The following is a 23,375-nucleotide window of genomic DNA, read 5'->3' as shown; positions in this document are numbered from 1 at the left end:
CCCCGCTGGTCGAGCTCGGGCTGAAGGCGAAGGTCAAATGAATGCGGAGCGGCTGCGGGAGTTAGAAGAAATCGCAGCAAAGCTGTTGGCGCTTGCTCGTGAACTTCCGCCGGGTGAGGAGCGGCACAAAGCTTTTCAACAGATCGGAAGCTTTCAGACCCGCATAGACACGCTGAAAAATATTATTACGCGCGGGCTCAAGGCGAAGGGGAAATGATAGACGCTCTCTCGGCCCTGCAATATCCGCACTGGTTGATGGTAGCCGGAGCCGTCCTGGTGGTGCTCGGTTTTATCGGTTACGCGCTGCGAAAGAACACGGAACCGAATCCAAAAGTTGGACCGAAAGAAAACTCGCAACGCGACGCGGACTAGGCCGGGTGCCTCTTATGTGTCTTGCCCTAAGGCAGCCCGAATCACGGACGCAGTTGCCTTCAACGACGCGCAGTCGTCGGCGCTGACCCCAGACTCTGCCTCATCCGAGATTTCGAGCCCCCAGCCCCTCTGGGATGGGGCTTTTCTCATCTTGGTCGCCATAGGCTACGCAGTTGTCCCTGTCGGAAACCTAATCCGGCTGGCAAGTGAGGCCGAATCGCGCGATGTTTCTGGCTTATGAGAGAAGCTTGCAGCCTGGTCTGGACGGTGCTGGTGCTATTGTTCCAGTCGCGGGCCTCGTTGGAAGCTGAGATCCTGATCCTTCGTCATCAGCTTAACATCCAGCGACGGCACCTGCCAAAGAGACTGACTTTCAGTGCCATGGATCGCCTCATCTTTGTTGGGCTGTCTCGTTTGGCGCCAAGTACCCTCAATGCGCTGACGATTGTGAAGCCGGAGACTGTCGTCCGTTGGCATCGTGCCGGGTTCAGATCTTACTGGCGCCGGAAATCACGACTTCGTTCCGGCCGACCGACGGTTGCGATCGAAATACGACGGCTGGTCCGCGAGATGAGCATTGCCAATCCTCTGTGGGGAGCGCCTCGAATCCATGGAGAACTCCTCAAGCTCGGCATCGTAATCGGACAAACCAGCGTGGCCAAGTACATGGTCAGGCGACGAGACCCGCCGTCCCAGGGCTGGAGGACATTCATCCGCAACCACGCTGACGGGATCGCTGCGATGGATATGTTCGTCGTGCCGACAATCTCGTTTCGCCTGCTCTATGGAATGCTGATCATGGGACACGGCCGGCGACATATTCTGTGGTTTGGTGTCACAACGCATCCAACCGCAGAATGGATCGCAAATCAGGTCACGGAAGCATGCGGGTGGGAACAGGCTCCCCGCTGTTTCATTCGTGACCGGGACGGGGCCTATGGGGAGATCCTTATTCGCAGACTCCGATCGATAGGCATCCGCGATCGACCGACGTCGCCACGCTCCCCTTGGCAAAATGGATATGCTGAAAGGCTGATCGGTTCGATCCGCAGGGAATGCCTTGACCACGTCATTGTATTCAGCGAGCGCCACCTTCGTCACCTGCTGCTCTGTTACATGAACTATTACAATGCGACCCGCACGCATCTATCCCTGGAGAAAGATGCGCCGGTCTCGCGCGCCGTCGATCGCGCCGGATACATTCTTTGTCGCCCAATCTTGGGCGGACTTCATCATCACTACGTCCGGGTTAGGTTTTCGCTACACACGGGGCTGTTTCCTTTCACTTCCGTGGTGCGCGGCCACTCGGTCTGCATTTTCTTGGCGGTCAGTCAGCGTTAGCGTCCTTGTAAGAGGGAGAGGCGGGCCGGGATGGGTTTGAGCCGGCGCGGTCGAGAGAGCGCCCTGCGGCTAGATCCTTCCCCGCTCTCTGAGGCTCCCCCCCATGACGATCATTCCCGCAGCCGTGGCCGCCGTTGCGGCCGCGCCGCTTCCCGTTACACCCAGTTCTCTGAACAAGGCCGGCGCGATCGCTAGCGCCGCGCAACATCTTCTTCTGCATCTAGAGCGCGGTCAGTGCGTCGTTGCGCCGATGCTGCGCACAGCGATGGAAAACGCCTTTGGCACCTCCGACTCTGATGGGGGATGGGACTGGAAGACGGCCTACGACGCCTGTGAAGCAGCCACTGTCCTGTTCCTTCGCAAGTTCGGTCCGGCCATGCGTGCGCATGCCGATTCGCCCGCCGCGATCCTGCCGATGCTGGCAAAGATCGCCGGCCTTCTTCCCACCCACACCCGCCGTTCGGAAGAGAGCGAGGCGCTTCAGCAGTTTAGCACGTCCATCGCGCTTGGATTGCCTGATTGTCTGTAAATCCCTGGGCGGACACGAAGTGTAAGTTTCCGTCGAGCGCGCGCCCTTCTGGTCTCGACCTCCCTTCTCATCTCCAGGTCTCGAGGTCATGCGCTAATTCTTGAGGCCGCCCATCTTGAATTCCGCCGTTTGTCGGAATATTTCACTCAGAACGATGTTAGCCCATAAGGACTTATAAAACGTGGCCCGTCCCCGCGAATTCGACTATGACGATGTTGTAAGAAAGGCCACGCACCTGTTCTGGCGGCGGGGTTATCAGAACACGTCCATCGACGACATCGAGACTGCAACAGGGCTCACCAAGGGCAGCCTTTACAAGGCATTCGACAACAAACGCGATTTGTTCAAGAAATGCCTCGACCATTATATGGTCCGCGACTCCTACAAGGCGATTTTCCTGCGCATGGTCGATCGGCCTCTGATCGAAACCTATGCGCACCTCCTCGATTTGCTGATTGAGAGCGTCAACAACGACGCGAAGCGGCCTTGCGGCTGCCTGGCAACGAACGTGATTCGTGAACTAAGCGCCTCCGACAGCGTGCTGGCCACGGAGGCATCCGAGGGCCTTGCTGGCATGCAACAGGCGATGGAATTTCGACTGAGCTGGGCGAGGGATAAGGGTGAGCTTAATCAAGATATCGACGTCAAGGCCCTGGCGTCTCTGATGATGGTGACGCTGCAGGGCATGGTTGTTCTGTCGACGTCCACGAAGGATGCAGCGTCCATGCGACGTGCTCGCGATATGGTCGTCGGCATGCTGGAAAACAGCCGCCCTAAGCGTCACCAATAGCGGCCGTGCCGCTCCAAGACCTCGATCTTGTATCCGTCGGGGTCTTGAATGAAAAAGAACCGCGCCATCAGCTTACCGTCACGGAGGAATTCCTTGACCTCTCCGGGCTCAAACCCGAGTCCCTTAAGCCGGTCGCGCTCGGCACCACAATTATCCACACATACGGCAAGATGACCGAATCCATCGCCGTGGGAGTACGGAGTCGCACGCCCTTTGTTGAGCGTCAGCTCGACTTCGAAATCATCCTCCGGATTACGCAGGTACACTAGCTCGAAATCATCGAAATCAAAATGACCAACGATCTTCAGGCCGAACGCCTTGTTGTAGAAATCGATCGCGCGTTCGATCTTGATGACTCGGATCATCACATGAATTATCTTGGCCATCGTCAAATCTTTTTTGCAGTTATCGAAGTTTCTCCCGGCCCGATCGGCAATCGGCCATTGATCTTTCCGGTCCAATCAGCGTCCGACGATTCCTTGGATCTTCGAGACCAATTTGCCGGTCTCCTGCTCATCGGCGATGTTGTAGTGCACCACGTGCGGCACTGTTACGCCCTTGGCGCAACCCGGGCGCTTCTCGATTGCTGCCATCCAGCGACGTAGATTCGACACATCGTCAACCGACACACCGGCCCAATTGTGAATCCGGCACCAGCTCCAATTCGCAATGTCGGCAATGGAGAAATCCCCGGCGAGCCATTCATGCCTGGCCAATTGGACATCGAGAACGCGATAGAGGCGCTGTACCTCGTTCTGGTAGCGATCAATGGCGCCCTGTAGGCGCTCGGGAAAGTAACGGTAGAACACGTTGGCCTGCCCCTGCATGGGGCCCACGCCTCCGATTTGGAACATCAACCACTGAAGGACGCGCGACCGCGCTTTGGCTTCGGTCGGAAGGAGCCGGCCCGCCATCTCCGCAAGATAGATCATGATCGCACCTGATTCGAAGATCGCGAAGTCTCCCGCCGAGCGATCGACGATGACCGGGATGCGTCCATTCGGATTGAGCGCCAGATAGAACAACGTCTTCTGCTCGCCCTTCATGATGTCGATTGGCACGACGTCATAGGGGATTGCCAGTTCCTCAAGCGTGCACGATGCCTTCCACCCGTTGGGCGTCGCCCAAGTGTAGAGATTGATTGCTGGCTCATTCATTCGGGTTTTCCTGTTTCAGGTCGCATTAGTACCGTGCGGCCAAAGACGTGTCTCGTCCCTTGACGGCGCGGAAGGAAAAGCCCGCGGGGAGAGTGGCAACCGCATGCGGGTGCGACTCTCGTCCGCGAGTCCTGAGCAGCTAAGCGGCAACCGGCAGCGGCGTTCCGTCAGGCGCGTGCTTCGGCACGCTGTCGCGCACGCTGGGCCGTTTCTGCATCTCGTCGTACCAACGCTGGACATGCGGGGCATTGTCCGGAATAGGCATATTGAGGGCAAGCCCGAAGTCGACAGTGACGATGGTTGTGATGTCAGCGACCGAGAACGTATCGCCGGCGACGAACCTGTTGTTGGCGAGTTGGGTGTTGAACTTCTGGTGGAAGTGAGCGACGCGCATCTTGCCGCGCTCGATCAGCGCGGAGATCTGCGGGATCTTCGCGTGGTAGCCGGGAAGGCCACGGTCGACGAAATTGAGATGGGAGTTCCGGAATATCTCGGCGTGGCCGATAAGGCCCTCGTCATAAGCGCGGCGCTCCCAGGCGCTGATCGTTGCCTTCTCAAGTGCCGTTCTCCCCATCAGCGCAGGCTGCGAATGGAGCGCTTCGAGGTAAGTCCAAATGGCGAGCGCTTCGCCGATCTGAGTGCCGTCCTCCAATTCCAGCATCGGCACCATGTAGTGCCGATAGCGCGCCTCGAAGGACTCATTCAACGCGATTTTCGGAGTAATGCACTCCACCCGTTCGATTTCCAAGTCCTTCTCGATCAGGAACATTCGAACGCGGCGAGCATTCGGCGCGAAGTCCCAATCATAGAGTTTCATTGATTTGAGCTTCATGGTTTTCGATCTCCCCAGGAAAACACGTTTCGGTCTCGTGAGCGAAACGGTGCGCGGATTTTCTAATAGGCCTTCCCTCATTACGGCGGGAATCACCTTCTCGACGGGACAGCGACTCTTTCCTTCGCTAGGCAAGTCAACGTTGACCAAAGTCGCACGTTTGGAACCTTGTAGTTCCTAACAATGAAGCGTGATGTACCGACGGTCAAGCTATTTTTGAGTTTGTAGCCACATTTTCGATTGACAAAAGGAACTCCATAGTTCCTAATTTTGGCAGCGCGGGATCGGCGGGCATCCGCTTCTCCGCGTATTCAATCGACCGCTCGATGCGTCGGCGTCGCCGATGGAAATAAGATCAACGAAAACAGCGGCCAGCGACGCAACCGCCGGCCAAGGAGGAAACATGAAAAGGACCTGGATCGGCGCGAGATTCGCGCTCGCAGTCGGCATTGGTGTTGCCGTCACGACAATGATGGGAAAAACCGTTGCTGCTGAGGACAATCCGGCGGATTGGCCCTCGTATTATCGCGACAATTCCGGCTGGCGTTACAGTCCGCTCAAGCAAATCACCACAGTGAACGTCAAAGATCTAAAGGTCGCCTGGCTACATCAGCCTGGCGATATTCAGGACGGGCTTCAGTCGACACCAATTGTGGTCAACGGCGTCATCTACTACATCGCGGCTAACAACAATGTCTTCGCGGTAAACGGCAAAACTGGGGAGACGATCTGGCACTACCAGCCGAAGCTCAACCCGATGATCAAGCAGACCTTCTGGGCCATGCGGAACCGAGGCGTCACGGTCGGCCACGGGATGGTCTACATCGGCACTGCCGACGGGCGCTATGTCGCGGTCGACCAAAAGACCGGCAAGGAACGCTGGCAGACGCAGATCACAGACTTCAAAAACTGCTGGGGCTGCAATTTCTCGGTCGCACCGCAGCTCGCCGGAGACATTCTCTTCTCCGGTCACACTGGTGGTGATTCACCCATTTCGGCGAAGATCTACGGGGTAAACGCTCTCACCGGCAAACTGGAGTGGACCTTCGACATCCTCAAGAACGATCAGAAAAGCTGGCCGGGCGACACCGGCAAATTCGGCGGCGGCGGAAGCTGGGGCGCGGGCGTATACGACGAGAAAACGGGCACCATCTACATCGGTACGGGCAACGCTGCGCCTGACTACTATCCGGAGGGTCGGAGGGGCGACAATCTTTATACCGACTCGATCTTGGCTCTCGACGCCAAGACGGGGAAGCTAAAGTGGTACCATCAGGAAGTACCCAATGACGCTTGGGACCACGACTCCACGTATGAGATCATGACGATAAACCAAAGCGGCAAAGACAAGCTCGTTCACTTGAACAAGGGTGGCTTCGTCACCGTCCTGGATAAAGAGACCGGTAAGGTCGAGAAGGTTTGGAGGTTCGCTAAGAACGTTACGTGGGTCGATAACGTTGATCCAAAGACCGGCGCGCTGATCGGGCGTCACGAAGCAGTGACGACGAAAACAAGCTTGGAGTGCCCATCTCCGCTCGGCGCTCGCAGCTGGCAGCACGCCGCCTACAATCCGAACACCAGGCTCTGGTACTCCAATGGGTGGGAGGTCTGTGCCAATGTGAAGTCTGGAGATCAGAACCCTGCTGAGGTCGGTCTCGCCGCCATGTACTTCGGCGCACCCGAATTCGAGATCGTCGCCCCTGCCGACGGACCCTCGGCCCGGCTCGACGCACGAGATCCGTTCACCGGAGAGGTCAAATGGTCGGTCGAATACAAGAAGGTCCCCGGCATTTCGCCGGTGCTTACGACAGGAGGAGGCCTTGTGTTTAACGGCGACGCGCTCGGCAATTTCTATGCTTATGACGCAGCGACCGGCAAGGAGTTGTGGAAGCTCGCCGCTGGTTCCGGAATCCGATCGGGCCCCGTAAGCTACGAGGTCGACGGCGAGCAGTACATCCTGGTCGGGAGCGGTCTCGGCGGTCTCGCTCCCAACTTCGCTGTTGGAGCATTTCCCTCCATGGGCGGTCTGCCGAGTGGTGCTGTGTTGATGGCTTTGAAGCTCGGACACTGAGTTTGTGCCTAAGCGGCGGGGGTGAGAGTTCGCTCTCTCGCCCCTCACTATTCCAACTATTGAGCATAACGGAAACAGAGCATGTCGTACCGGTTCCGAATGTTGCCGCCCCGCCGCGGGCGGAAATCGCGAAGCCTTGGCGTTGTGATCGGGATGGGTCTCGCGTTAGCGGCGCTCTTGCCGCAAACTTCCGTCGCCGCAGCGTCGGATGAACCAGATCTGCCTCAGGCAGGCCAAGACATAATCGCAACACCCGGCTCTGTGGCGGACGGGCAGAAGCTCTTTGGGCTCAACTGCACCTACTGCCACGGGGCTCGAGGAGTTGGCGGCCGCGGCAAACCCTTGCAGTGCCGCGACGATCTAACGGCTGCCACCGTCTACCAGACCATCACAGAGGGACGCGACTCGGCGGGCTTGTTCATGCCGTCGTGGAACGGTTCGATCGCCGAGCCCGATCGATGGAGGCTTGCCGCCTACATCCTTTCGCTTCGGAACTTGCCGAACTGCAAGTAATGCCCATTGCATCGCAGCGAGGCCAGAGAAGCAATCCGACGTCACCTCGCAGCCCAATCTCGAACGGCGAAATACGTAACCTTGGAGGAAGATCAATGACCTGGAAAACACCGAAGATCGTTGAAGTGTCGGTTGGCATGGAGATCAACATGTACGCCTGCGCAACACGCAAGTAAGCGACCCGCAACGACCTGCCCGGCTCCAGCGCTTGAGCTATACATTGTTTTCTCATTGCTGGAGCCGGGTTAGGAAGTGCGAGCTTGGCGGACATGGCCATCAGACGCACATCAGGCGAAACAAGCGTTCGGCTGACGGTGCAGCGATAGACACCAGATAGGAGGAAGCTATGAAACTGTACGAATGGGATTTCGCACCGAACTGTCGACGCGTGCGAATGTTTTTGATAGAAAAGGGGATCGAAATTCCGAAAGAGGAGTGCATTACTCCGGATATCGCTCTGAAGGATCCCTTTCTCTCGAAGTATAAGCATGCCATGGTGCCGATGCTCGAACTAGACAACGGTGTTCAGCTCGGTGAAGCCCTTGCGATCTGGATATATCTTGAGGCGCTCCACCCGAATCCGCCGCTCTTGGGGACCACGCCTCTGGAAAAGGCTGTCATTAGCGGGTGGGAACGCCGCGCTTACGACGAGGGCATAATCGGCCATGCTGAGATCTTCCGCAACTCTCATCCCCAGTTTGTTGACCGGGGACTTCCGGGTCACTTAGGACCTGTGCCGCAGATACCGGCACTGATCGAGCGCGGCAAGCAGCGCGTCGCGCGTTTCCATAAAAAATTCAACGAACAGCTCGCGAGCAACAAGTTCGTGGCGGGAGACAAGTTCTCCGTAGCAGACATCACTGCTGTCTGCGTCGTCGATTTCGGTCACGCGCTTGAGATGCAGATTCCGGATGATTGCCCCCACACGAAGCGCTGGTTCGACGAGATGCTACAGCGTGAGAGCGTGAAAAAGAGTGTCCCGACGCATATGCCGGACGGTTCTCCAATCCCGATCGCGGCTTAATAGGACACCGCGGGAGAGTCCTTAAACCTCGTTCCGCGGTGTCCTAACGGTCGGAAGGACCAACCACGACTGGATACGCGACCGCATCAAGCGGTCGCGATCAATCCGCACGACCCACCAGATATGACCTTGCATTACCGTAACGATTCACCGTTAAGGAGAGCCCATGAGCGCGTCGGGCATCGATCTGTACACCTGGGCCACTCCGAATGGGTGGAAGGCATCCTGTACCCTCGAAGAGCTTCAAATTCCGTATACGCCGTATCCCCTGGACATAATGAAGAGGCAACATAAGACACCCGAGTTTTCGAGGTTGAACCCCAACGAAAAGATTCCCGCCATAGTCGACCATGAGGCAGGAGATTTTGCGGTGTTCGAGTCTGGCGCTATCATGATCTATCTCGCCGAGAAGGCAGGTCGACTTTTGCCGACAGAGTTCAAAGCCCGCTCGCGCGTGATCCAGTGGTTGATGTTTCAGATGGGCGGCGTGGGACCGATGCAAGGTCAAGCAAACGTCTTCTTTCGCTACTTCCCCGAGCGCCTGCCCGGTGCTATCGCACGCTACCAGAACGAGGTCAGGCGATTGTATGGCGTTCTCGACCAACGTCTGGCGGACAACGAGTGGCTCGCGGCGGACTTCTCAATTGCGGACATCGCTAACTGGAGTTGGTGCCGGATCCATAACTGGGCAGGGGTAGCCGCTGACGATTTACCGAATCTGAATCGTTGGATGGCAGCTATCGAACAACGCCCTGGCTGCGCCAAAGGCGTGCGAATTCCGCACGAAACCAACTACAACAAATCGGATGCAGAAAGCGCCGGAGTCTTTGTTAAGGACGTGCAGTCGATTCTAGGTAGATAGGTTCAAGCTGAGGCTGTGACGTTGCCCCGAGAGACTTCCATTGCATTGGCAAGCGACTGAACACATTGTCATAACAAGAGAGAGATGACACAGATGACCGCCTATTTCGTCGCAATTCGAGACTCGATCAGCAATCCACAGGAGATGAAGACGTACGGTGAGAAGTCGGGGCCATCCCTGGCCGGTCATAGCGTTACGCCCTTGGCAGTATACGGACGGTTTCGCGTAATGGATGGCAGTCCTATCGAGGGCGCGGTTATCCTGGCGTTCCCGACCTTTGAGGAGGCTGAGGCTTGGTACGACAGCCCGGCATACCAGGACGCTGTGCAACACCGCTTTCGGGGGGCGAAGTATCAGACTTTCATTGTCCAGGGTACACGGTGAGCAGCCCGCTTTAGCGGGCAGACAACGATGATCAGGAGGAAATGATCATAAGGCTTAGGTCTCGCTATGCGGATGTACAGGCCATGTCGCTGATGACACGTTGTGACCCGAACAATCTGAAAAGAATTGAGTTCAGAGGAACTATCATATGTCGGTTGTACTCTCATCAGCCTCAAAGAAACTACGAACCACAGACGCGTTCCCTACGCATTAGCGGGCATCCCACCTCAATCCGCATGGAGCTATCGTTTTGGGATACTTTGGAGGAGATGGCAGCTAAGGAAGATACCGGCCTAGCACAATTTCTCACCATCCTCCATGACGAGATTTTGAAGCATCAAGGGGAAGTCGAAAATTTCGCCTCTATGCTGCGGTGTCGCTGCCTGATCTACAGGTCCACATCCGCAAGCGGTAAGCTCTACAGTCTTGACAGCGCTTAGTCGGAGCCGCCTCAGAGTCCAACTCTTATTGGTACGTCGATTTCGTTTGGCCGGCTTTGTGTGGAACGATGCGCGGCTAACGAAACCGCCGACTTTCATCACCTACCTCGAGGAACCGCTAAATGGCAAAGCCTGTTCACTCCATGATCCGCGTCTTAGATGAAGCAAGGTCGCTTGACTTCTACGCGCGCGCGTTCGGACTTTCGGTCGGCGAGCGCTTCGTCTTTTCCAGTTTTGCGCTTGTTTACTTGCGCCACCCGTCATCATCGTTCGAAGTCGAGCTCACCGTAAATTTTGATAGCAGAGAGCCTTATGCGCTCGGCGATGGATACGGGCATCTCGCTGTCGTCGTCGACAATGTAGACGCTGAACATGCTCGGTTCGGAGCTATCGCTGAAAGTTGGTGACGGCGGGAATCGGGAAGGCGGCATATCGTGGGGGTGCTTGACGCCTCCACTTCTCCACCAAAGGAGCGATATGCCGTGTCCAACGATAACATCATCAAGCTGATTCAGCCAGCAAACGTCGACGATCAACTCACGGAAATCCTGCGTACTGGGGCACGTGTTCTGTTGGCCCAGGCGGTCGAGGCCGAGGTCGCGGACTTTCTCGGCAAGCATGCCGATTTGAAGACCGCAGACGGCCACCAGCGGGTCGTGCGCCACGGTCACCTGCCGGAGCGCGAGGTGATGACCGGTATCGGTCCGGTCGCCGTCCGCCAGCCGCGTGTGCGCGATCGCGAGGCGGACGCTACCGACCCCGACCGCATCCGGTTCTCGCCCTCGATCCTGCCGCCCTATATGCGCCGCTCTAAATCGATCGAGACGCTGCTGCCGATCCTTTACCTGAAGGGTATCTCGACCGGCGACTTCTCCGAGGCGCTGGCAGCACTGCTCGGCAAGGATGCTGCCGGATTGTCGGCATCCGCCATCGGCCGCCTGAAGGACGGCTGGCTTGACGAACACACCGCGTGGCAGAGGCGCGATCTGTCGGCGAAACGTTACGTCTACATCTGGGCCGATGGCATCCATCTCCAGGCACGCCTCGAAGACGAAAAGCAGTGCATCCTGGTGCTGATCGGCGCGACGCCGGAAGGCCGCAAGGAACTGGTCGGCTTCACCGATGGCGCCCGCGAGAGCGCGCAGGACTGGCGCGATCTGCTGCTCGATCTGAAGCGGCGGGGGCTCGACGTGCCGCCGCGGCTTACCATCGCCGATGGCGCGCTCGGGTTCTGGAAGGCCGCCGGTGAGGTCTGGCCGAAAACGCGCGAGCAGCGCTGCTGGGTGCACAAGACCGCCAACGTACTCGCCAAGTTGCCGAAGAGCCAGCAGCCGAAGGCCAAACGCGCGTTGCAGGAAATCTGGATGGCCGAAACCAAGGCCGCCGCCGAACTGGCGTTCGACGCCTTCATCGAGAGCTACACGCCCAAATACGAGAAGGCGGCCGACTGCCTGAGCAAGGATCGAGACGCACTGCTGGCTTTCTACGACTTCCCGGCCGAGCACTGGAAACACCTGCGAACGACCAATCCCATTGAAAGCACCTTCGCTACCGTGCGCCACCGCACGATCCGATCGAAGGGATGCCTGTCCAACAGGACGGCGCTCGCGATGGTCTTCAAGCTGCTCGAGGCCGCGCAGAAAAGCTGGCGTCGTCTCGATGGCCACAACCAGTTGCCAAAACTCGTTCTCGGTGTGACATTCAACAACGGGATCGAGGTCATCGCTAAACCCGCTGACCGTCAGCCCATAACCGCCGCCGCCTGACCGGCCCGGCCGTCACCAAAATTTGGCGATAGCTCCTCGGTTCGAGCGGGAGAAGCTGTGGCCCGGGCCGCTACGTGATTTCAAGCACGACGGCGCGACTCTTGCGCGGTTCTTTTTCGTCGCCGATCCCGACGGTTACAAGATCGAAGTCATCCAGAAAGGCGGCCGCTTTCAGTGACCACCAAACAATGTGGTGCAATCCCAAGCCCCGAGGCGCCGACTAGCCTCAGACGCCTCTATGCGTTGGTCTCCCTCGGTTCGAACCCAAAGAGGCAGCATTGCACAAGAGTAGGTCCTGTGTGTACCAGAAACCCTATCGGGGCTATCGAATGATAGAATCGACTAAGTTGGAGCGATGATCGCGCTGATCTGCTTCGCTCTGGCCGTGCTGGCCTCGCCATTCAAGTCGAACATCCGGCTTGAGGCAGAGAATGCAGTGCTTCGACATCAGCTGATCGTCTTGCGACGCAAGCTGAAAGGCCGGGCTCGCCTCACAAACAACGACCGCTGGTTCTTCGTTCAGCTCTATCGCTGGTTCCCGTCGATCCTTCCGGTTCTCATGATTATTCGACCCGAAACGCTGGTGGGTTGGCATCGGGCCGGCTTTCGCCGTTATTGGCGTTGGAAATCGTGTCGACGGGGAGGGCGACCGCAGATCGAGACAGAATTGCGCGCGCTGATCCGGCAGATGCGCACAGAGAATTTGCTTTGGGGTGCGCCGCGCATCCACGGCGAACTGCTCAAGCTCGGTTTTAGCGTCGCTCAATCAAGTGTCGCCAAGTATATGGTCAAGCGACGCGGGCCTCCAAGTCAGGAATGGCGGACCTTTCTGCGAAACCACGCGCCGGACATCGCCGCCATGGATTTGGTCGTAGTACCGACCATTGGCTTTAAGCTGCTGTGTGGCTTCGTCATCATCCGGCTTGATCGCAGAGATCTCGTCTGGATCGGCGTCACAACCAACCCGACGGCGGAGTGGGTTGCACGTCAGATCACCGAGGCTTTTCCTTGGGATGGTGCTCCGCGCTATATGATCCGAGATCGAGGTCGAATCTACGGCACTGTCGTCACGCGCCGACTGCGTGCCATGGGTATCCGAGACAAGCCAATTGCACCGGCCTCGCCTTGGCAGAACTGCTTTGCCGAACGGCTGATCGGATCGATCCGGCGCGAGTGTTTGGACCACAACATTGTCCTGGACGAGGAACATCTGCGTCGGATTCTGAAAAACTATGCGGACTATTACAACGGCGTGAGAACGCATCGGTCATTGAACAAAGATGCGCCTGTCTCTCGCCAGGTTCAGCGATCCGGCGTCATAAGTTCGCGCGCCATACTGGGCGGACTTCATCGTCAATACGTTCGGATTTAGATTTTCGGTACACACAGCCAGCAGGGCTGCCTCCCGAGGATCAGGCCCCGGATAGGGCCGCGATTGCACGATTGAGTTGAGGATCACTACGACCCATGGAGTTCGGGTCAGCTTGGACCTCGATCGTGGGTGCGACGCCAACGCCTTCCAGCCGCTCGCCGTCGACCTGCACGTCCGCGACCGCGAGCAACAGCAAGCCGCCCCCAATGAGGAATGCCGTCGCAGCGAGGACAGCTCCCTCGGTCCGGCTACCGATGACCTCGCCAAGCCGATATTTCTTGAAGCCATAGGCAAGGATCTCCTTGCCGCTGCGGGTGCCACCGTTGACAAGCATGGCGACAGGCTTGCGCCACTTCACGTTCTCGAGTTCGCTGGCGCCATTGCGATCAGTGACCTGCATCGTCGGCGCTCGCGTGTTGAACAAATCAAGATACTCGGGGATCGCGCCGCCCCAGCCATCGCGCAGGTCCCAGATCAGCGCGTCGGCGTCGTTCAGCGGACCATGCGATAGAAGATGCTCGAGCGTCCGCTGATACACGGAGCCAGCGTAGCACCAGACATGAACATAGCCGATGCGTCGGCCGTTGGCCGGTATTATACGGGCGCTGGCCTTCAAGCCGTCCAAGAACATTTTGTTGGGCTCAATATCGACCGGGGTAACCGATATTTGCATAAACGCGCCGGCACGACGCAGGCCCAGCGCGACTTCCTTGCCAACCTGGTCACGGAATGACTGGACCGGCTGAAACGGTGCACCATCGGCGAAGACGATCATATCGCCAGCCAGCAGGCCGGCTTGTTGGGCCGGCGTGCCTTCTATAACACCGGTAATCATGCTGCGGCCCTGCATGTCGAGACGCGAGAGGACGCCAATGCCGGGATAGGAGATACGGCCACTCGGAAAAGCGCGTTCCAGTCCGCGCCGCCTTAGCGCACCAGCAAAGAAATCGGAAAGCTGGTAGTATTCTGGTTCGTACGGTGTGTAGTAGCGGGTGTGCGAAGCATGCAGCTCAGAGAGCATGGTATTAATGACGCTGGCCAGCGCCTCTTCGGAGCTCGCCTGTGTGGCGTCCGGCAAGTAAAATTCCCGGACCGCGGACCAATCGAGTCCGTGTAGGTGCTGATCGTAGAACCGGTCTCGCGCGGTCCGCCATACCTCCTCGAACGTGGCGAGGCGTGCGGACGCGGCCTGGGATGTGGCCGAATCCGCTGCTTCTCGCTGCTCGGCCCACAAAACTGTTGGAGCCAGGGCTGATGCCGCAGCCATTGATGTTAGCCGCAAAAAGTGGCGGCGCGACGGTGCCGAGTTGATGACCTTCTTCATCGTGCAACCTTGCGATGGAACTCGTCGCTGCGCGTCAGGTTGGAACGTGATGATGAACAAGCTCTTGGCTAACTTTCAAGGTGTTTGCCTGGACGGGATGTATAGCCCGCCGGTTTCGAGACTGCATCCGATCGTTCGGACTGATAGTGAAACAGCATAGAGGGATTGCCAGAAAGATTGGAAGAGGTGCGGGCGTTTATAGCGCATTTTTGAATACCTTGGGCCGCCTCGCATGGCAGTTCGCGAGCTGCTTCCGCGGCGCACTTTTGCGCAGCCCAATAGCATCCTCTCGCCTTTGCGCGAGAGGATGCCTATGTTGCGGAGTACCTGCAGCGGCCCCAAAGCGACAATGGAAGGTACGCTCATGGACGCGCCTAGCAAGGAATTTGCGCTGGCGGGAAGCCTTGAGGAGCTGACGATCAAGGGGCGGCTCGTTGTGCACGGTGGCCATCGTCCGATCCTCGTCATCTACGACCGCGGGCGCGTCTTCGCCCTCGACAATCGGTGCCCGCACATGGGCTTCCCGCTCGAGCGCGGCAGCGTCGAGGACGGCATCTTGACCTGTCACTGGCACCACGCTCGCTTCGATCTCGAAAGCGGCTGCACCTTCGACCTATGGGCGGACGACGTGCCGATCTGCCCGGTCGAGGTGCGCAATGGTGACGTCTGGGTGAAGACCAACTTCACCCATGCCGATCTCGCCGCGCACTGGCGTCAGCGGCTTGCGAACGGCCTCGCCCACAACCTCGGCCTCGTCATTGCCAAGGCCATGCATGGTCAGCTCGCGGCCGGCGTACCGCAGGCCGAAATCGTACGGGAGGTAGCTCTGTTCGGGGCGCAAAATCGCGACCGCTGGGGCGTGGGTCTTACGATCCTTACGGCACTCGCCAATATCCTGCCTGTGCTGCCGGAGGAGGAAGCCTATCTCGCTCTGTTCCAAGGCGCACGCCGCGTGGCGGCGGACTGCGACGGCGAGGCGCCGCGGCGGGAACGCGCGCCGCTTGGAAGCCGACCGGATCCGGCCGCGCTCAAACGCTGGCTGCGGCGTTGGACAAACGTGCGCCATCGCGAGGCGGCCGAGCGCACCCTGCTCACGGCGATTGCGGCCGGCTTCTCCCCGGCTGAACTCGCTGATGCCCTGTTCGCCGCCGAGACCGAGCGGGCTTTCGCCGACACCGGGCACTCGCTCGACTTCATCAACAAGGTGTTCGAGTGCCTCGACCTGGTCGGCTGGCAACACGCGGCGGCTCTGCTGCCGACTGTCGTCGGTCAGATGGTAGCGGCCCGTGGCGCCGAGGAATCGACTGCCTGGCGCCAGCCCGTTGACCTTGTTGCGTTGTGTGAGGAATCAGCCAGCGAACTCGCGGACCTGTTCGCTGCCGGACGCGGCTCGCGTGACTGGTCGGGCCACGCCGCACTTGCTCAAGAGCTGCTCGGTGACGATCCGGCCAGGATCGCCGACGCGCTCAAGGAGACGATCCGCGCCGGCGCGGCTCCTGCTGACCTTGGCCAATCCCTCGCGTACGCGGCAGCGCTCAGGGTGGCGCGCTTCGGCAATGCCAACGAGCACGCCGACTGGGAGACGGCGCATCACGTCTTCACCTACGCCAACGCAGTCCACCAGATGCTGACGCGCATCGGGACTGCCAACATCGACACTCACGGCACGGCCGTCCGCGGCGTATTGCACGGAGCGATGGCGCTCTACCTTGCTCGCTATCTCAATGTGCCGCCAGCGCGCATCCCGGGCGACGGCGGCGAGCAGCTCGATGATCTGCCCGCGGATCCAGAGACAATCGGCGCCGCCTTGCTCGACGCCTTCGACCGGCAGAGACAGGTCGATCTCGCCGCACGCCTGGTGGCAAGGCATCTCACGCTCGGTCATTCGCCGCAGGCGCTGATCGCCACGCTCGCGCATGCGGTGCTGCGCGAAGATGCAGGCTTCCATGCGTATCAGATGCTGGAGGCGGGAGTCCGGCAATTCGGCGCGTGGGGCGACACGGACGAGGGCCGGCACATCCTCATCGCGGTTGCCCGCTATCTGGCGGCCCATTCACCGACCGAACGCGCGTCACTGCAGACAGCCAACATCGCCCGCCGCTTGATGCGGGGTGGCGAGCTACATCAAGAGCTGGATCGTCCTGACGTCACGCGCTGAGGGCGCACTAAGGGCGATCTGAAAGCAGACCTGACGCGCTGCGATCTTGCCCGATCCTGGCGCGCGCTTCGTCGCGTTCGATCCGTGGCAGCGTCAGCTGCAGGTGGTGGTGCATCCTGTCGGCTTGGGCTTCATCCAGCCACTATAGCTTGTAGCCGATCTGGCGCAGTAGGTCTTTCCGCCACGCAATGTCGGTGTCGGTTTCGACACCCAGCGGCGAGGCGCCATCCACCACGCCGAGCACGCCGCGGCCCAGCTCCGTTTGTGCGACGATTACCTGTGTCGGATTGGCCGTCGCGCAATAGATGCGGCAGACCTCCGGCACCGCGCGCACCGCAGCCAGCACGTTGACGGGAAAGAACCCGTCGCCCAGAAAGATCAGGAAAGTGTGGCCGGCGCCGATGGCCAATGCGTTGTCGCGTGCGAGGGCGAGGGCGGGTTCGTCATTACCCGACCAGCGCACCAGCCGCTTACCAGAGGCCTCGCAGAAGGCCAGCCCGAAGCGGATGCCCGGAACCGTGCCCACAAGCGCCTCGTGGAGGTCTTCCACGGTCTTGATGAAATGCGACTGGCCGAAGATGAAGTTGGCGTCGTCCGGCTTGACGATGGGCACCACGGTGAGTTCCATGGCTGCGCTCCTGCAGGGTGAGCTACGCATTCCATGGTAGGCCGCCGGAAGGTGATTGCAAGCCGCTACAGGCGGCCGATTTCGCTGCCACCCACGCTTCGGCTTCCTCGCGGGTCTCGAACACCTGGACCACTTCGCCGGCCGCGTTGATGGCGCGGAACATCACGGCGGCCGGCGGGGAGCGGCCATGGTCACGGCAGCAAGTCTGCGAGCTTTCATTACCGGGAATGATGAGCGATAATCACCAGCGGGATGGAAGCGGTGCACGGAGATGGTGAGGGCCGATGCCTGAGCGGACATACAGTCGAGAGAGCGAGATCGATGCCACAAGAGCAAGCGCTCGTTTGCCCGGCCTCGACATCGACATCATTCACCGGCAATCGCCGAATGGTGATTGGGAGCAGATGTCAATTAACCTGCGGGCAACACCGTCCTTCGACGCTCTCGGGTCCTTGTTCGAGGCAGCTAACCCTTTCACGTTTTGGGTGCATGCCACGCGATTCATGTGGATGCCGTGGCTGCTCACGGCGCGGACGATGATGCTGCCGGCAGGCCAGCCGCGAACACTCCCGAGCGCCGTCCACCCAGAGCGAGAGGCACCGACGGCTAACGGTTAGCGAGCCAAAGGATCAGGGAAAGGATCACGCTGACCAGCAGCGATGTTGCGAGCGGGATATAAACGCGGAAGTTGTCGCGCTCGATGACAATGTCGCCGGGCAACCGGCCCAAGCCGATCTTGTTGATCACTGGCCATAGCAGCCCAAGCGCAACGAGCGACAAGCCGAAGATGATGAGCAGACGCGAGATCGACATTGCGCCGAGCCTACGATCACAGTGGGCGAGCCGATTTAGGGAGAGCAAGCGGGATTTGGCGTGCTGCTATGACCGCGTCCGTCGCACGGCTCGGATGGGTCAGTATAGCGTTTTCGAGCGAAGTGGACACACGCACTTGGGCAAGCTGACACCATGATTGCGCTGTTCACGGATTTTGGGTTGCACGGCCCGTATACGGGTCAGATGAAGGCGGTGCTGCACCAGATGGCGCCGGGCATACCCATTATCGACCTCTTCGCCGATGCGCCAGTTGGCAATCCTAAGGCATCGGCGTATCTGTTGGCGGCCTATGCGGCATGGTTTTCGGTGCGAACCGTTTTTCTCTGCGTCGTCGATCCCGGCGTCGGCGGGACGCGGCCATCCATTTTTATCGAGTCCGACAGCCGCTGGTATATCGGCCCCGGCAACGGCTTGTTTGAGCTGATCCAGCGCAGAGCCCGAGAGACGCGCAGCTGGGACATCGACTGGAAGCCGAAGCATCTCTCGGCCAGCTTTCACGGGCGCGACCTCTTCGCCCCGGTGGCAGCCATGCTGACGTGCGGTGATCCGCCCCCGGCCAGCCACGATACGATGGCGCAGATCGTCGGGCAAACTGGCCGGATGACCTCTGCGAAATCGTTTACGTCGATCACTACGGCAATGCCATGACCGGGCTGAGGGCGGCTATGCTGCCGCCCGGCGCAAGGCTGACTGCGGCAGGTCGGGTTCTGGACCGCGCGAGGACCTTCAGTGATCTGCCGCCAGGCGCGGCTTTCTGGTATGAGAACTCCAACGGGCTTGCCGAACTTGCCGTCAATCAGGGGCGGGCGGACCGCGATCTCGGTCTTGCCATCGGCAGTCCGGTCGAGATCGTCGCATGAACGAAGGCCTGCCGCTTTGACCCAAAGGCAACAACCGACCAAACAACGCCCTCATCCGCATCGGCCGAAGCCGCCGGAGCGCGGCGACGAGCCGCAGGCGAGCGCTAACAGGCGCCTTGCGGAGCAGACCCGCAAGATCCTGCGCAAACACTACATGAGCAAATACCGGGTGCAGTGAAATCGCGAAGACTGAACTTTGAAGCAAGCCTCCGACGGTCGCCGGAGCGCGATCGCGCTTCACCGGCCACCGCCAGCGCGCGGGAGCAGGTCCCATGAGCGATTTGACCAGACTGACAGTTTGGGACGACCCAGCCATCTGCGGCGCCTTGTCATGGTACCTGGCCGTTGCGGAGAACCGGCGACCGGCCAAGTTTCGCATTGCCGCGACGGTCGCCACGAAACTCGATCCGGCGGCCAGCGGCGAGGATGCGCTCTGGGCCGAACTCGACCGCCTCACGCCGATATTTCTCGCGCGCTGGGAGGCGATCCGGGCGGGTCAACGGTTGCCGCCGGCGGCGGAAGGACCGAGCCTCCTGGAGCTGTGCCGCGAGCTTGCCTACCGCATGCTCGGCCACTGCAATTTCTGTCCATGGGATTGCCGCGTCGACCGCGTGGCGGGGACCAGGTTCGGCGCCTGCATGCTCGCCGCTGGCTCACGTGTCAGCTCGTATTTCCATCACACCGGCGAGGAACTGTTCTATCGCGGCAGCGAAGGCTCGGGCACGATCTTCTTCACCTCATGCAACATGCGGTGCGCCTTCTGCCAGAACGGCGACATCAGCACCGACAAAGACAATGGCGAAGAGACGGACCCGCGCACGCTCGCGGCGATGGCCTGGACGCTGCGCCGCGAGGGTTGCCACAACATCAATTGGGTCGGCGGCGAGGTCGTCATTCACCTGCATTCCATCGTCGATGCCATCGCGTTGTTGGGCCGCGACTACACACCCACGCAGGCGGAGCTGGCGCGAGTCCGCAAAACGAAGGCTGATCGTTTTTTCTGGTTCGACGAGGTGCCCGACGCCGCTCTCTATGAGGGGGCGTTCAATGCACCGATGCTCTGGAACAGCAACTTCTTCATGACTCTCGAAAGCATGAAGATCCTGCGCGTCCTGACCGATGTGTGGCTCCCCGATTTCAAATTCGGTCCTGGCCGCTGCGCGACGACGCTGGCGAAAACGCCATGGTACTGGGAGACGGTGACGCGCAACATTGAGCTGCTCGACGAGTGGGGGGAGGATTTCTCGATCCGCCACCTGGTGATGCCCAATCACATCGAGTGCTGCACGTATCCGGTGCTGGAATGGATTGCCGAACGCGTGCCGGCCGCGCCGGTGAACGTGATGGCGCAGTTCCATCCCGACAATTTCTGCGATCCGGCGAGCGCCAAGTACCGGGACAAATATGCGGAGATCGCTCGCCGACCGACGCACGCAGAGCTTGAGGATTCCTGGCGCCGCGCTCGCGAATTAGGCCTCAAATTCGAGACCGCCACATTCGAGCGTCGCAATGCTTTCGGCATATCGGCAATGCTCGAGATCTGATGAATCGCTGACACGCGCTTCTAAATCAGCGGGTCCCAGGTTCGAGCCCTGGTGCGTTCACCGATGATTTTGCCGATTCATCTGTCCGCCTTCGGACCGGGCTCGGTGTCCAGCCGTATAAGTACAGTGATCCAGAGTAGGGGAGGCTTTCCTGCCTTTAGCTGGAGAGAGATCGGGGCAGTTTTGACAGTTCGGGAATTGCACCATTCCTGTTGCTGATCGAGAGTGCATCGGGGTCATAAAACCGTTCGGAGTTCTTCGGAGGAGACGTCGAGAATCGAAAACCCCCGCGTTAACGCCGGGGCTTTCGATTCTCGAGTGTGGACCATCGGGATCGCAATCACGGCCGACGCTGCGATGTCGGCGGCTGCGGCGGGATCCCGATCTCTCGCTCCTGCGCACGGATCTGACCATCATAGGCCACGCACGGAATGGACGCGCAGCAGATGGTGATACCTGTCGACGCGGCACCTTGCGGTCAGGTGCGGCCGTTCATCGATTTTCTGGTCGAACGCTTCGCGAGTCAGCCCGAAGGCGATCTAAAACTATAAGCCCAGGCACGATCGGCAATCCGCGACAGTCGGTCAGATTATGCTTGGTCCCGACTAGGAACGATCCCCCGGTCGCGGGTTTTGCACCCATGCTGGGCCGCCCGGCGATTTTCTGATTTTGACTGTCAAAGGGCGACTTTTGAGGGAACGGCCGTTTTTGGCGCGAAGCGGGCGTTTGCCAAACCATCGATGTCGGCAAAGGGCCAATAGCCGACCTAACCAGTGTCACGTTGGTCTTTATTCGCTACGCTGGCTGCGGTCCCCATCGCGTTCATGCGGCGGCATTTGCGACGCGCGCAAGAAGGGCGCCGCATGTAGGAGCGGTCGCGACATGAAAGAGCCTCGGCAAGATCCTCATCAGCCGTTGCATGATCGTGCATTGCTGTTGCACGGACAAAAGCGCAACAAGGTGCTGACCTTGGAAGAGGCCCAGCGGTACGGGAGCGACAGCTTTTCCGATCCCGATTACGTCCGGCTCTACGGAATGACACCGCAGCAATGGTACGCCCGCGGCATCCGACTACTTGGCCGAACCGCAGTCGAATGCACGCGTGATCCGCTTGCCGATCGCATCGGTCGTGACGTCGCCGCCGTGGCGGCCTCGCTACCGCCCGAAACCCGGTGCCTGGTGGTCGATCCATTCGCCGGTTCCTGCAATACGCTCTATTGGATCTTGCGACACGTCCCACTGTCGCGCGGGATCGCATTCGAGATCGATCCCAAAGTCTATGAACTCACCAGACGAAACGTTGGGGCGCTGGACCGGACGATCGACCTGATACACGGCGACTACGAATCCATGTCGGACAAGGATGATCTGCCGCGCGATGACGCGATCATCATCTTTGTAGCGCCGCCTTGGGGCACCGCACTCGATGAGGTCGCGGGACTTGATCTGCGCCGCACCGAGCCGCCGATCACTGAGATCATCGCGCGAATCGGACAAACGTATCCTGAACATCGGGTGCTATTTGCAATTCAGGTCTACGAGAAGCTGAACGCGGATTCGCTGACCGAACTGCACGCCAAGCTCGACTGGTGGATGTTGAAGATCTACGACCTTAATGTTGTGGGACGGAATCACGGCATTTTGCTGGGGACCAAAGGGTGGAACGAGTTGTTAAGAGCGGCTTGACGTTGCGCAGGAGTGCCAAGTCCGCGTGGGGTCAAGAGCGGTCACATGCACCTACTCCGTCGCCGCTCTCAGCCTGCTCCCTGGTTCGCCCGGTCGAGACCACGTTTCCCGCCGACTTAGTATGTGCGGGCCATGGTGCTTCATCAAGCAAGTTCGATAGATCGCTCTCTAAGTCCAGCGCCAAAACTCCCCGCTCAAAGGGGGCCCTTTTGGGCGCCGACACAGGTCCCAATCCAACGCCGATTGACACTCGAACGAGCCAGCATGGCGACCGCGCACGCTGCACACATCAGTTACACGAACAAGCACACCTCGTTGATATCTGGACGCGGCAGACGCTCAAACGAGCCCGCCGGATCGCCATAGCCGATGGCACAGATAAAGTTTGATTTGATCTGGCCACCGGGGAAGAATTCCCGATCGACAGCCTCATTGTCGAACCCAGACATCGGTCCGCAGTCGAGCCCGATGGCCCGCGCCGCCATGATAAAGTAAGCGCCCTGCAGGCTGCTGTTGCGGAAGGCTGTTGTTTCGGCAAAACCGGGCTTGTCGATAAACCAGGATCTGGCATCAGCGTGTGGAAACAGGCGCGGCAGCCAGTCGTAGAACCTGGTGTCGTAACCGAGGATCGCCGTCACCGGCGCGTCTGTCACCTTTTGCCCGGTTACCCTCGAGGACGAGGGGCTTTAGTCGCTCCTTCGCCGCCAAGGTCATCACGAACACGATGCGCACGGGGAAGCAGTTCGCGCTGGTCGGACCCCAGCGCATCAAATCGTACACGGCAGCGAGTTGCTCACGCGAAACCGGCTTATCGAACCACTTGTTTTGGGTACGCGCCTTACGAAAGATCGTATCAAGCGCGGAATCATCGAGCGGCGTCACCATAAG

General features: G+C 59.5%; 25 protein-coding genes and 3 pseudogenes. 21 read left to right on the top strand and 7 right to left on the bottom strand.

Annotated elements, in window-relative coordinates; genetic code table 11:
• Nucleotides 1-37: 37 nt before the first annotated feature.
• From NL528_RS32960 to NL528_RS32940, 5 genes are all read left to right on the top strand, one after another.
• Nucleotides 38-217 (top strand): hypothetical protein, encoded by a 180-nt coding sequence (locus NL528_RS32960; RefSeq protein WP_309178528.1) that lies wholly within the window; start codon nt 38-40, stop codon nt 215-217.
• Nucleotides 214-372: a hypothetical protein gene (locus tag NL528_RS32955; RefSeq protein WP_309178527.1), complete on the top strand. Its 159-nt coding sequence runs from the start codon at nt 214-216 to the stop codon at nt 370-372. The genes NL528_RS32960 and NL528_RS32955 overlap by 4 nt, the downstream gene beginning before the upstream one ends.
• 267 nt (nt 373-639) lie before the next feature.
• The gene (locus tag NL528_RS32950) at nt 640-1,713 is read left to right on the top strand and encodes an integrase core domain-containing protein (protein WP_309178526.1); all 1,074 of its coding nucleotides are present in this window, start codon (nt 640-642) and stop codon (nt 1,711-1,713) included.
• A gap of 103 nt (nt 1,714-1,816) precedes the next feature.
• A complete protein-coding gene (locus tag NL528_RS32945) occupies nt 1,817-2,242 on the top strand; it encodes a hypothetical protein (RefSeq protein ID WP_375143920.1) in 426 nt (141 codons plus the stop codon).
• A 181-nt stretch (nt 2,243-2,423) separates the two neighbouring features.
• Nucleotides 2,424-3,032, top strand: a complete 609-nt coding sequence (locus NL528_RS32940; protein WP_309178525.1) for a helix-turn-helix domain-containing protein — start codon at nt 2,424-2,426, stop codon at nt 3,030-3,032.
• Here NL528_RS32940 and NL528_RS32935 read toward each other — a convergent pair.
• The 3 genes from NL528_RS32935 to NL528_RS32925 all read right to left on the bottom strand — a co-directional run bounded on the left by NL528_RS32935 (nt 3,023) and on the right by NL528_RS32925 (nt 4,958).
• A complete protein-coding gene (locus NL528_RS32935) occupies nt 3,023-3,418 on the bottom strand; it encodes a VOC family protein (protein WP_309185104.1) in 396 nt (131 codons plus the stop codon). The genes NL528_RS32940 and NL528_RS32935 overlap by 10 nt on opposite strands.
• Nucleotides 3,419-3,493: 75 nt before the next feature.
• Nucleotides 3,494-4,189, bottom strand: a complete 696-nt coding sequence (locus NL528_RS32930) for a glutathione S-transferase N-terminal domain-containing protein (protein ID WP_309178524.1) — start codon at nt 4,187-4,189, stop codon at nt 3,494-3,496.
• 139 nt (nt 4,190-4,328) lie between these two features.
• Complete coding sequence (locus NL528_RS32925; protein WP_309178523.1) at nt 4,329-4,958, bottom strand: glutathione binding-like protein; 630 nt, start codon at nt 4,956-4,958, stop codon at nt 4,329-4,331.
• 466 nt (nt 4,959-5,424) lie between these two features.
• On the opposite strand from NL528_RS32925, the gene NL528_RS32920 reads away from it, so the two are divergent.
• From NL528_RS32920 to NL528_RS32875, 11 genes and pseudogenes are all read left to right on the top strand, one after another.
• Nucleotides 5,425-7,092: a PQQ-binding-like beta-propeller repeat protein gene (locus tag NL528_RS32920; protein WP_309178522.1), complete on the top strand. Its 1,668-nt coding sequence runs from the start codon at nt 5,425-5,427 to the stop codon at nt 7,090-7,092.
• 81 nt (nt 7,093-7,173) lie between these two features.
• On the top strand, nt 7,174-7,605 hold the full coding sequence (locus NL528_RS47305; protein WP_375143919.1) for a c-type cytochrome: 432 nt from the start codon (nt 7,174-7,176) through the stop codon (nt 7,603-7,605).
• Between the two features lie 95 nt (nt 7,606-7,700).
• The gene (pqqA, locus tag NL528_RS32915) at nt 7,701-7,781 is read left to right on the top strand and encodes a pyrroloquinoline quinone precursor peptide PqqA (RefSeq protein ID WP_074277548.1); all 81 of its coding nucleotides are present in this window, start codon (nt 7,701-7,703) and stop codon (nt 7,779-7,781) included.
• A gap of 170 nt (nt 7,782-7,951) precedes the next feature.
• Nucleotides 7,952-8,629 carry a glutathione binding-like protein gene (locus NL528_RS32910; protein ID WP_309178521.1) on the top strand — a complete coding sequence of 226 codons (678 nt, stop codon included), beginning with the start codon at nt 7,952-7,954 and terminating at the stop codon, nt 8,627-8,629.
• Nucleotides 8,630-8,795: 166 nt separating this feature from the next.
• Nucleotides 8,796-9,491 (top strand): glutathione S-transferase family protein, encoded by a 696-nt coding sequence (locus NL528_RS32905; protein WP_309178520.1) that lies wholly within the window; start codon nt 8,796-8,798, stop codon nt 9,489-9,491.
• 93 nt (nt 9,492-9,584) lie between these two features.
• Complete coding sequence (locus NL528_RS32900) at nt 9,585-9,875, top strand: DUF1330 domain-containing protein (RefSeq protein WP_309178519.1); 291 nt, start codon at nt 9,585-9,587, stop codon at nt 9,873-9,875.
• 146 nt (nt 9,876-10,021) lie between these two features.
• Nucleotides 10,022-10,315 carry a ribbon-helix-helix domain-containing protein gene (locus NL528_RS32895; RefSeq protein WP_309185103.1) on the top strand — a complete coding sequence of 98 codons (294 nt, stop codon included), beginning with the start codon at nt 10,022-10,024 and terminating at the stop codon, nt 10,313-10,315.
• A 122-nt stretch (nt 10,316-10,437) separates the two neighbouring features.
• A pseudogene (locus tag NL528_RS32890) lies at nt 10,438-10,698 on the top strand (VOC family protein); the annotation flags it as partial.
• Nucleotides 10,699-10,797: 99 nt separating this feature from the next.
• Nucleotides 10,798-12,081, top strand: coding sequence for an IS256 family transposase (locus NL528_RS32885; RefSeq protein WP_309176990.1), 1,284 nt, complete (start codon nt 10,798-10,800; stop codon nt 12,079-12,081).
• Between the two features lie 37 nt (nt 12,082-12,118).
• Nucleotides 12,119-12,259 (top strand): annotated as a pseudogene (locus NL528_RS32880) (lactoylglutathione lyase); the annotation flags it as partial.
• A gap of 177 nt (nt 12,260-12,436) precedes the next feature.
• Entirely contained in the window at nt 12,437-13,453 is a 1,017-nt protein-coding gene (locus NL528_RS32875; RefSeq protein WP_309178518.1) for an integrase core domain-containing protein, read from the top strand.
• A 40-nt stretch (nt 13,454-13,493) separates the two neighbouring features.
• Here NL528_RS32875 and NL528_RS32870 read toward each other — a convergent pair whose 3' ends face one another.
• Nucleotides 13,494-14,777 (bottom strand): S41 family peptidase, encoded by a 1,284-nt coding sequence (locus NL528_RS32870; protein WP_309178517.1) that lies wholly within the window; start codon nt 14,775-14,777, stop codon nt 13,494-13,496.
• 364 nt (nt 14,778-15,141) lie between these two features.
• Here NL528_RS32870 and NL528_RS32865 point away from each other — a divergent pair, with 364 nt between their 5' ends.
• The gene (locus NL528_RS32865) at nt 15,142-16,935 is read left to right on the top strand and encodes a Rieske (2Fe-2S) protein (protein ID WP_309178516.1); all 1,794 of its coding nucleotides are present in this window, start codon (nt 15,142-15,144) and stop codon (nt 16,933-16,935) included.
• 142 nt (nt 16,936-17,077) lie between these two features.
• On the opposite strand, the gene NL528_RS32860 is transcribed toward NL528_RS32865, so the two are convergent.
• Together NL528_RS32860 and NL528_RS32855 are read right to left on the bottom strand one after the other, a co-directional pair.
• Complete coding sequence (locus NL528_RS32860; protein ID WP_309178515.1) at nt 17,078-17,563, bottom strand: adenosine-specific kinase; 486 nt, start codon at nt 17,561-17,563, stop codon at nt 17,078-17,080.
• A 606-nt stretch (nt 17,564-18,169) separates the two neighbouring features.
• Nucleotides 18,170-18,376 (bottom strand): DUF2905 domain-containing protein, encoded by a 207-nt coding sequence (locus NL528_RS32855; RefSeq protein ID WP_249727198.1) that lies wholly within the window; start codon nt 18,374-18,376, stop codon nt 18,170-18,172.
• Between the two features lie 153 nt (nt 18,377-18,529).
• Between NL528_RS32855 and NL528_RS32850 the strand changes: the two genes are divergently transcribed.
• The 4 genes from NL528_RS32850 to NL528_RS32835 all read left to right on the top strand — a co-directional run bounded on the left by NL528_RS32850 (nt 18,530) and on the right by NL528_RS32835 (nt 22,487).
• Nucleotides 18,530-19,045: an SAM-dependent chlorinase/fluorinase gene (locus NL528_RS32850; protein ID WP_309178514.1), complete on the top strand. Its 516-nt coding sequence runs from the start codon at nt 18,530-18,532 to the stop codon at nt 19,043-19,045.
• Entirely contained in the window at nt 19,042-19,257 is a 216-nt protein-coding gene (locus NL528_RS32845; RefSeq protein WP_309178513.1) for an SAM hydroxide adenosyltransferase, read from the top strand. The genes NL528_RS32850 and NL528_RS32845 overlap by 4 nt, the downstream gene beginning before the upstream one ends.
• 503 nt (nt 19,258-19,760) lie before the next feature.
• Entirely contained in the window at nt 19,761-20,801 is a 1,041-nt protein-coding gene (locus NL528_RS32840; protein ID WP_309178512.1) for a radical SAM protein, read from the top strand.
• 882 nt (nt 20,802-21,683) lie between these two features.
• Complete coding sequence (locus tag NL528_RS32835; RefSeq protein ID WP_309178511.1) at nt 21,684-22,487, top strand: class I SAM-dependent methyltransferase; 804 nt, start codon at nt 21,684-21,686, stop codon at nt 22,485-22,487.
• A gap of 293 nt (nt 22,488-22,780) precedes the next feature.
• Here NL528_RS32835 and NL528_RS32830 read toward each other — a convergent pair.
• Nucleotides 22,781-23,372: pseudogene (locus tag NL528_RS32830) on the bottom strand (malonic semialdehyde reductase).
• Nucleotides 23,373-23,375 lie beyond the last annotated feature (3 nt).

The sequence above is a fragment of the Bradyrhizobium sp. Ash2021 genome (assembly GCF_031202265.1).
Taxonomy (GTDB): Bacteria; Pseudomonadota; Alphaproteobacteria; order Rhizobiales; family Xanthobacteraceae; genus Bradyrhizobium.
The sequence above is the reverse complement of the archived record's forward strand: the minus strand, read 5'-3'. Positions and strand labels throughout refer to the sequence as shown.

Excerpts from the sequence above, each read along its gene's own strand:
- NL528_RS32960 (WP_309178528.1), top strand. The coding sequence starts at position 38 with ATGAATGCGGAGCGGCTGCGGGAGTTAGAAGAAATCGCAGCAAAGCTG.
- NL528_RS32955 (WP_309178527.1), top strand. The coding sequence starts at position 214 with ATGATAGACGCTCTCTCGGCCCTGCAATATCCGCACTGGTTGATGGTA.
- NL528_RS32945 (WP_375143920.1), top strand. The coding sequence starts at position 1,817 with ATGACGATCATTCCCGCAGCCGTGGCCGCCGTTGCGGCCGCGCCGCTT.
- NL528_RS32935 (WP_309185104.1), bottom strand. The coding sequence starts at position 3,418 with ATGGCCAAGATAATTCATGTGATGATCCGAGTCATCAAGATCGAACGC.
- NL528_RS32930 (WP_309178524.1), bottom strand. The coding sequence starts at position 4,189 with ATGAATGAGCCAGCAATCAATCTCTACACTTGGGCGACGCCCAACGGG.
- NL528_RS32925 (WP_309178523.1), bottom strand. The coding sequence starts at position 4,958 with ATGTTCCTGATCGAGAAGGACTTGGAAATCGAACGGGTGGAGTGCATT.
- NL528_RS32920 (WP_309178522.1), top strand. The coding sequence starts at position 5,425 with ATGAAAAGGACCTGGATCGGCGCGAGATTCGCGCTCGCAGTCGGCATT.
- NL528_RS47305 (WP_375143919.1), top strand. The coding sequence starts at position 7,174 with ATGTCGTACCGGTTCCGAATGTTGCCGCCCCGCCGCGGGCGGAAATCG.
- pqqA (WP_074277548.1), top strand. The coding sequence starts at position 7,701 with ATGACCTGGAAAACACCGAAGATCGTTGAAGTGTCGGTTGGCATGGAG.
- NL528_RS32910 (WP_309178521.1), top strand. The coding sequence starts at position 7,952 with ATGAAACTGTACGAATGGGATTTCGCACCGAACTGTCGACGCGTGCGA.
- NL528_RS32905 (WP_309178520.1), top strand. The coding sequence starts at position 8,796 with ATGAGCGCGTCGGGCATCGATCTGTACACCTGGGCCACTCCGAATGGG.
- NL528_RS32900 (WP_309178519.1), top strand. The coding sequence starts at position 9,585 with ATGACCGCCTATTTCGTCGCAATTCGAGACTCGATCAGCAATCCACAG.
- NL528_RS32875 (WP_309178518.1), top strand. The coding sequence starts at position 12,437 with ATGATCGCGCTGATCTGCTTCGCTCTGGCCGTGCTGGCCTCGCCATTC.
- NL528_RS32870 (WP_309178517.1), bottom strand. The coding sequence starts at position 14,777 with ATGAAGAAGGTCATCAACTCGGCACCGTCGCGCCGCCACTTTTTGCGG.
- NL528_RS32865 (WP_309178516.1), top strand. The coding sequence starts at position 15,142 with ATGGACGCGCCTAGCAAGGAATTTGCGCTGGCGGGAAGCCTTGAGGAG.
- NL528_RS32860 (WP_309178515.1), bottom strand. The coding sequence starts at position 17,563 with ATGGAACTCACCGTGGTGCCCATCGTCAAGCCGGACGACGCCAACTTC.
- NL528_RS32855 (WP_249727198.1), bottom strand. The coding sequence starts at position 18,376 with ATGTCGATCTCGCGTCTGCTCATCATCTTCGGCTTGTCGCTCGTTGCG.
- NL528_RS32850 (WP_309178514.1), top strand. The coding sequence starts at position 18,530 with ATGATTGCGCTGTTCACGGATTTTGGGTTGCACGGCCCGTATACGGGT.
- NL528_RS32845 (WP_309178513.1), top strand. The coding sequence starts at position 19,042 with ATGACCGGGCTGAGGGCGGCTATGCTGCCGCCCGGCGCAAGGCTGACT.
- NL528_RS32835 (WP_309178511.1), top strand. The coding sequence starts at position 21,684 with ATGAAAGAGCCTCGGCAAGATCCTCATCAGCCGTTGCATGATCGTGCA.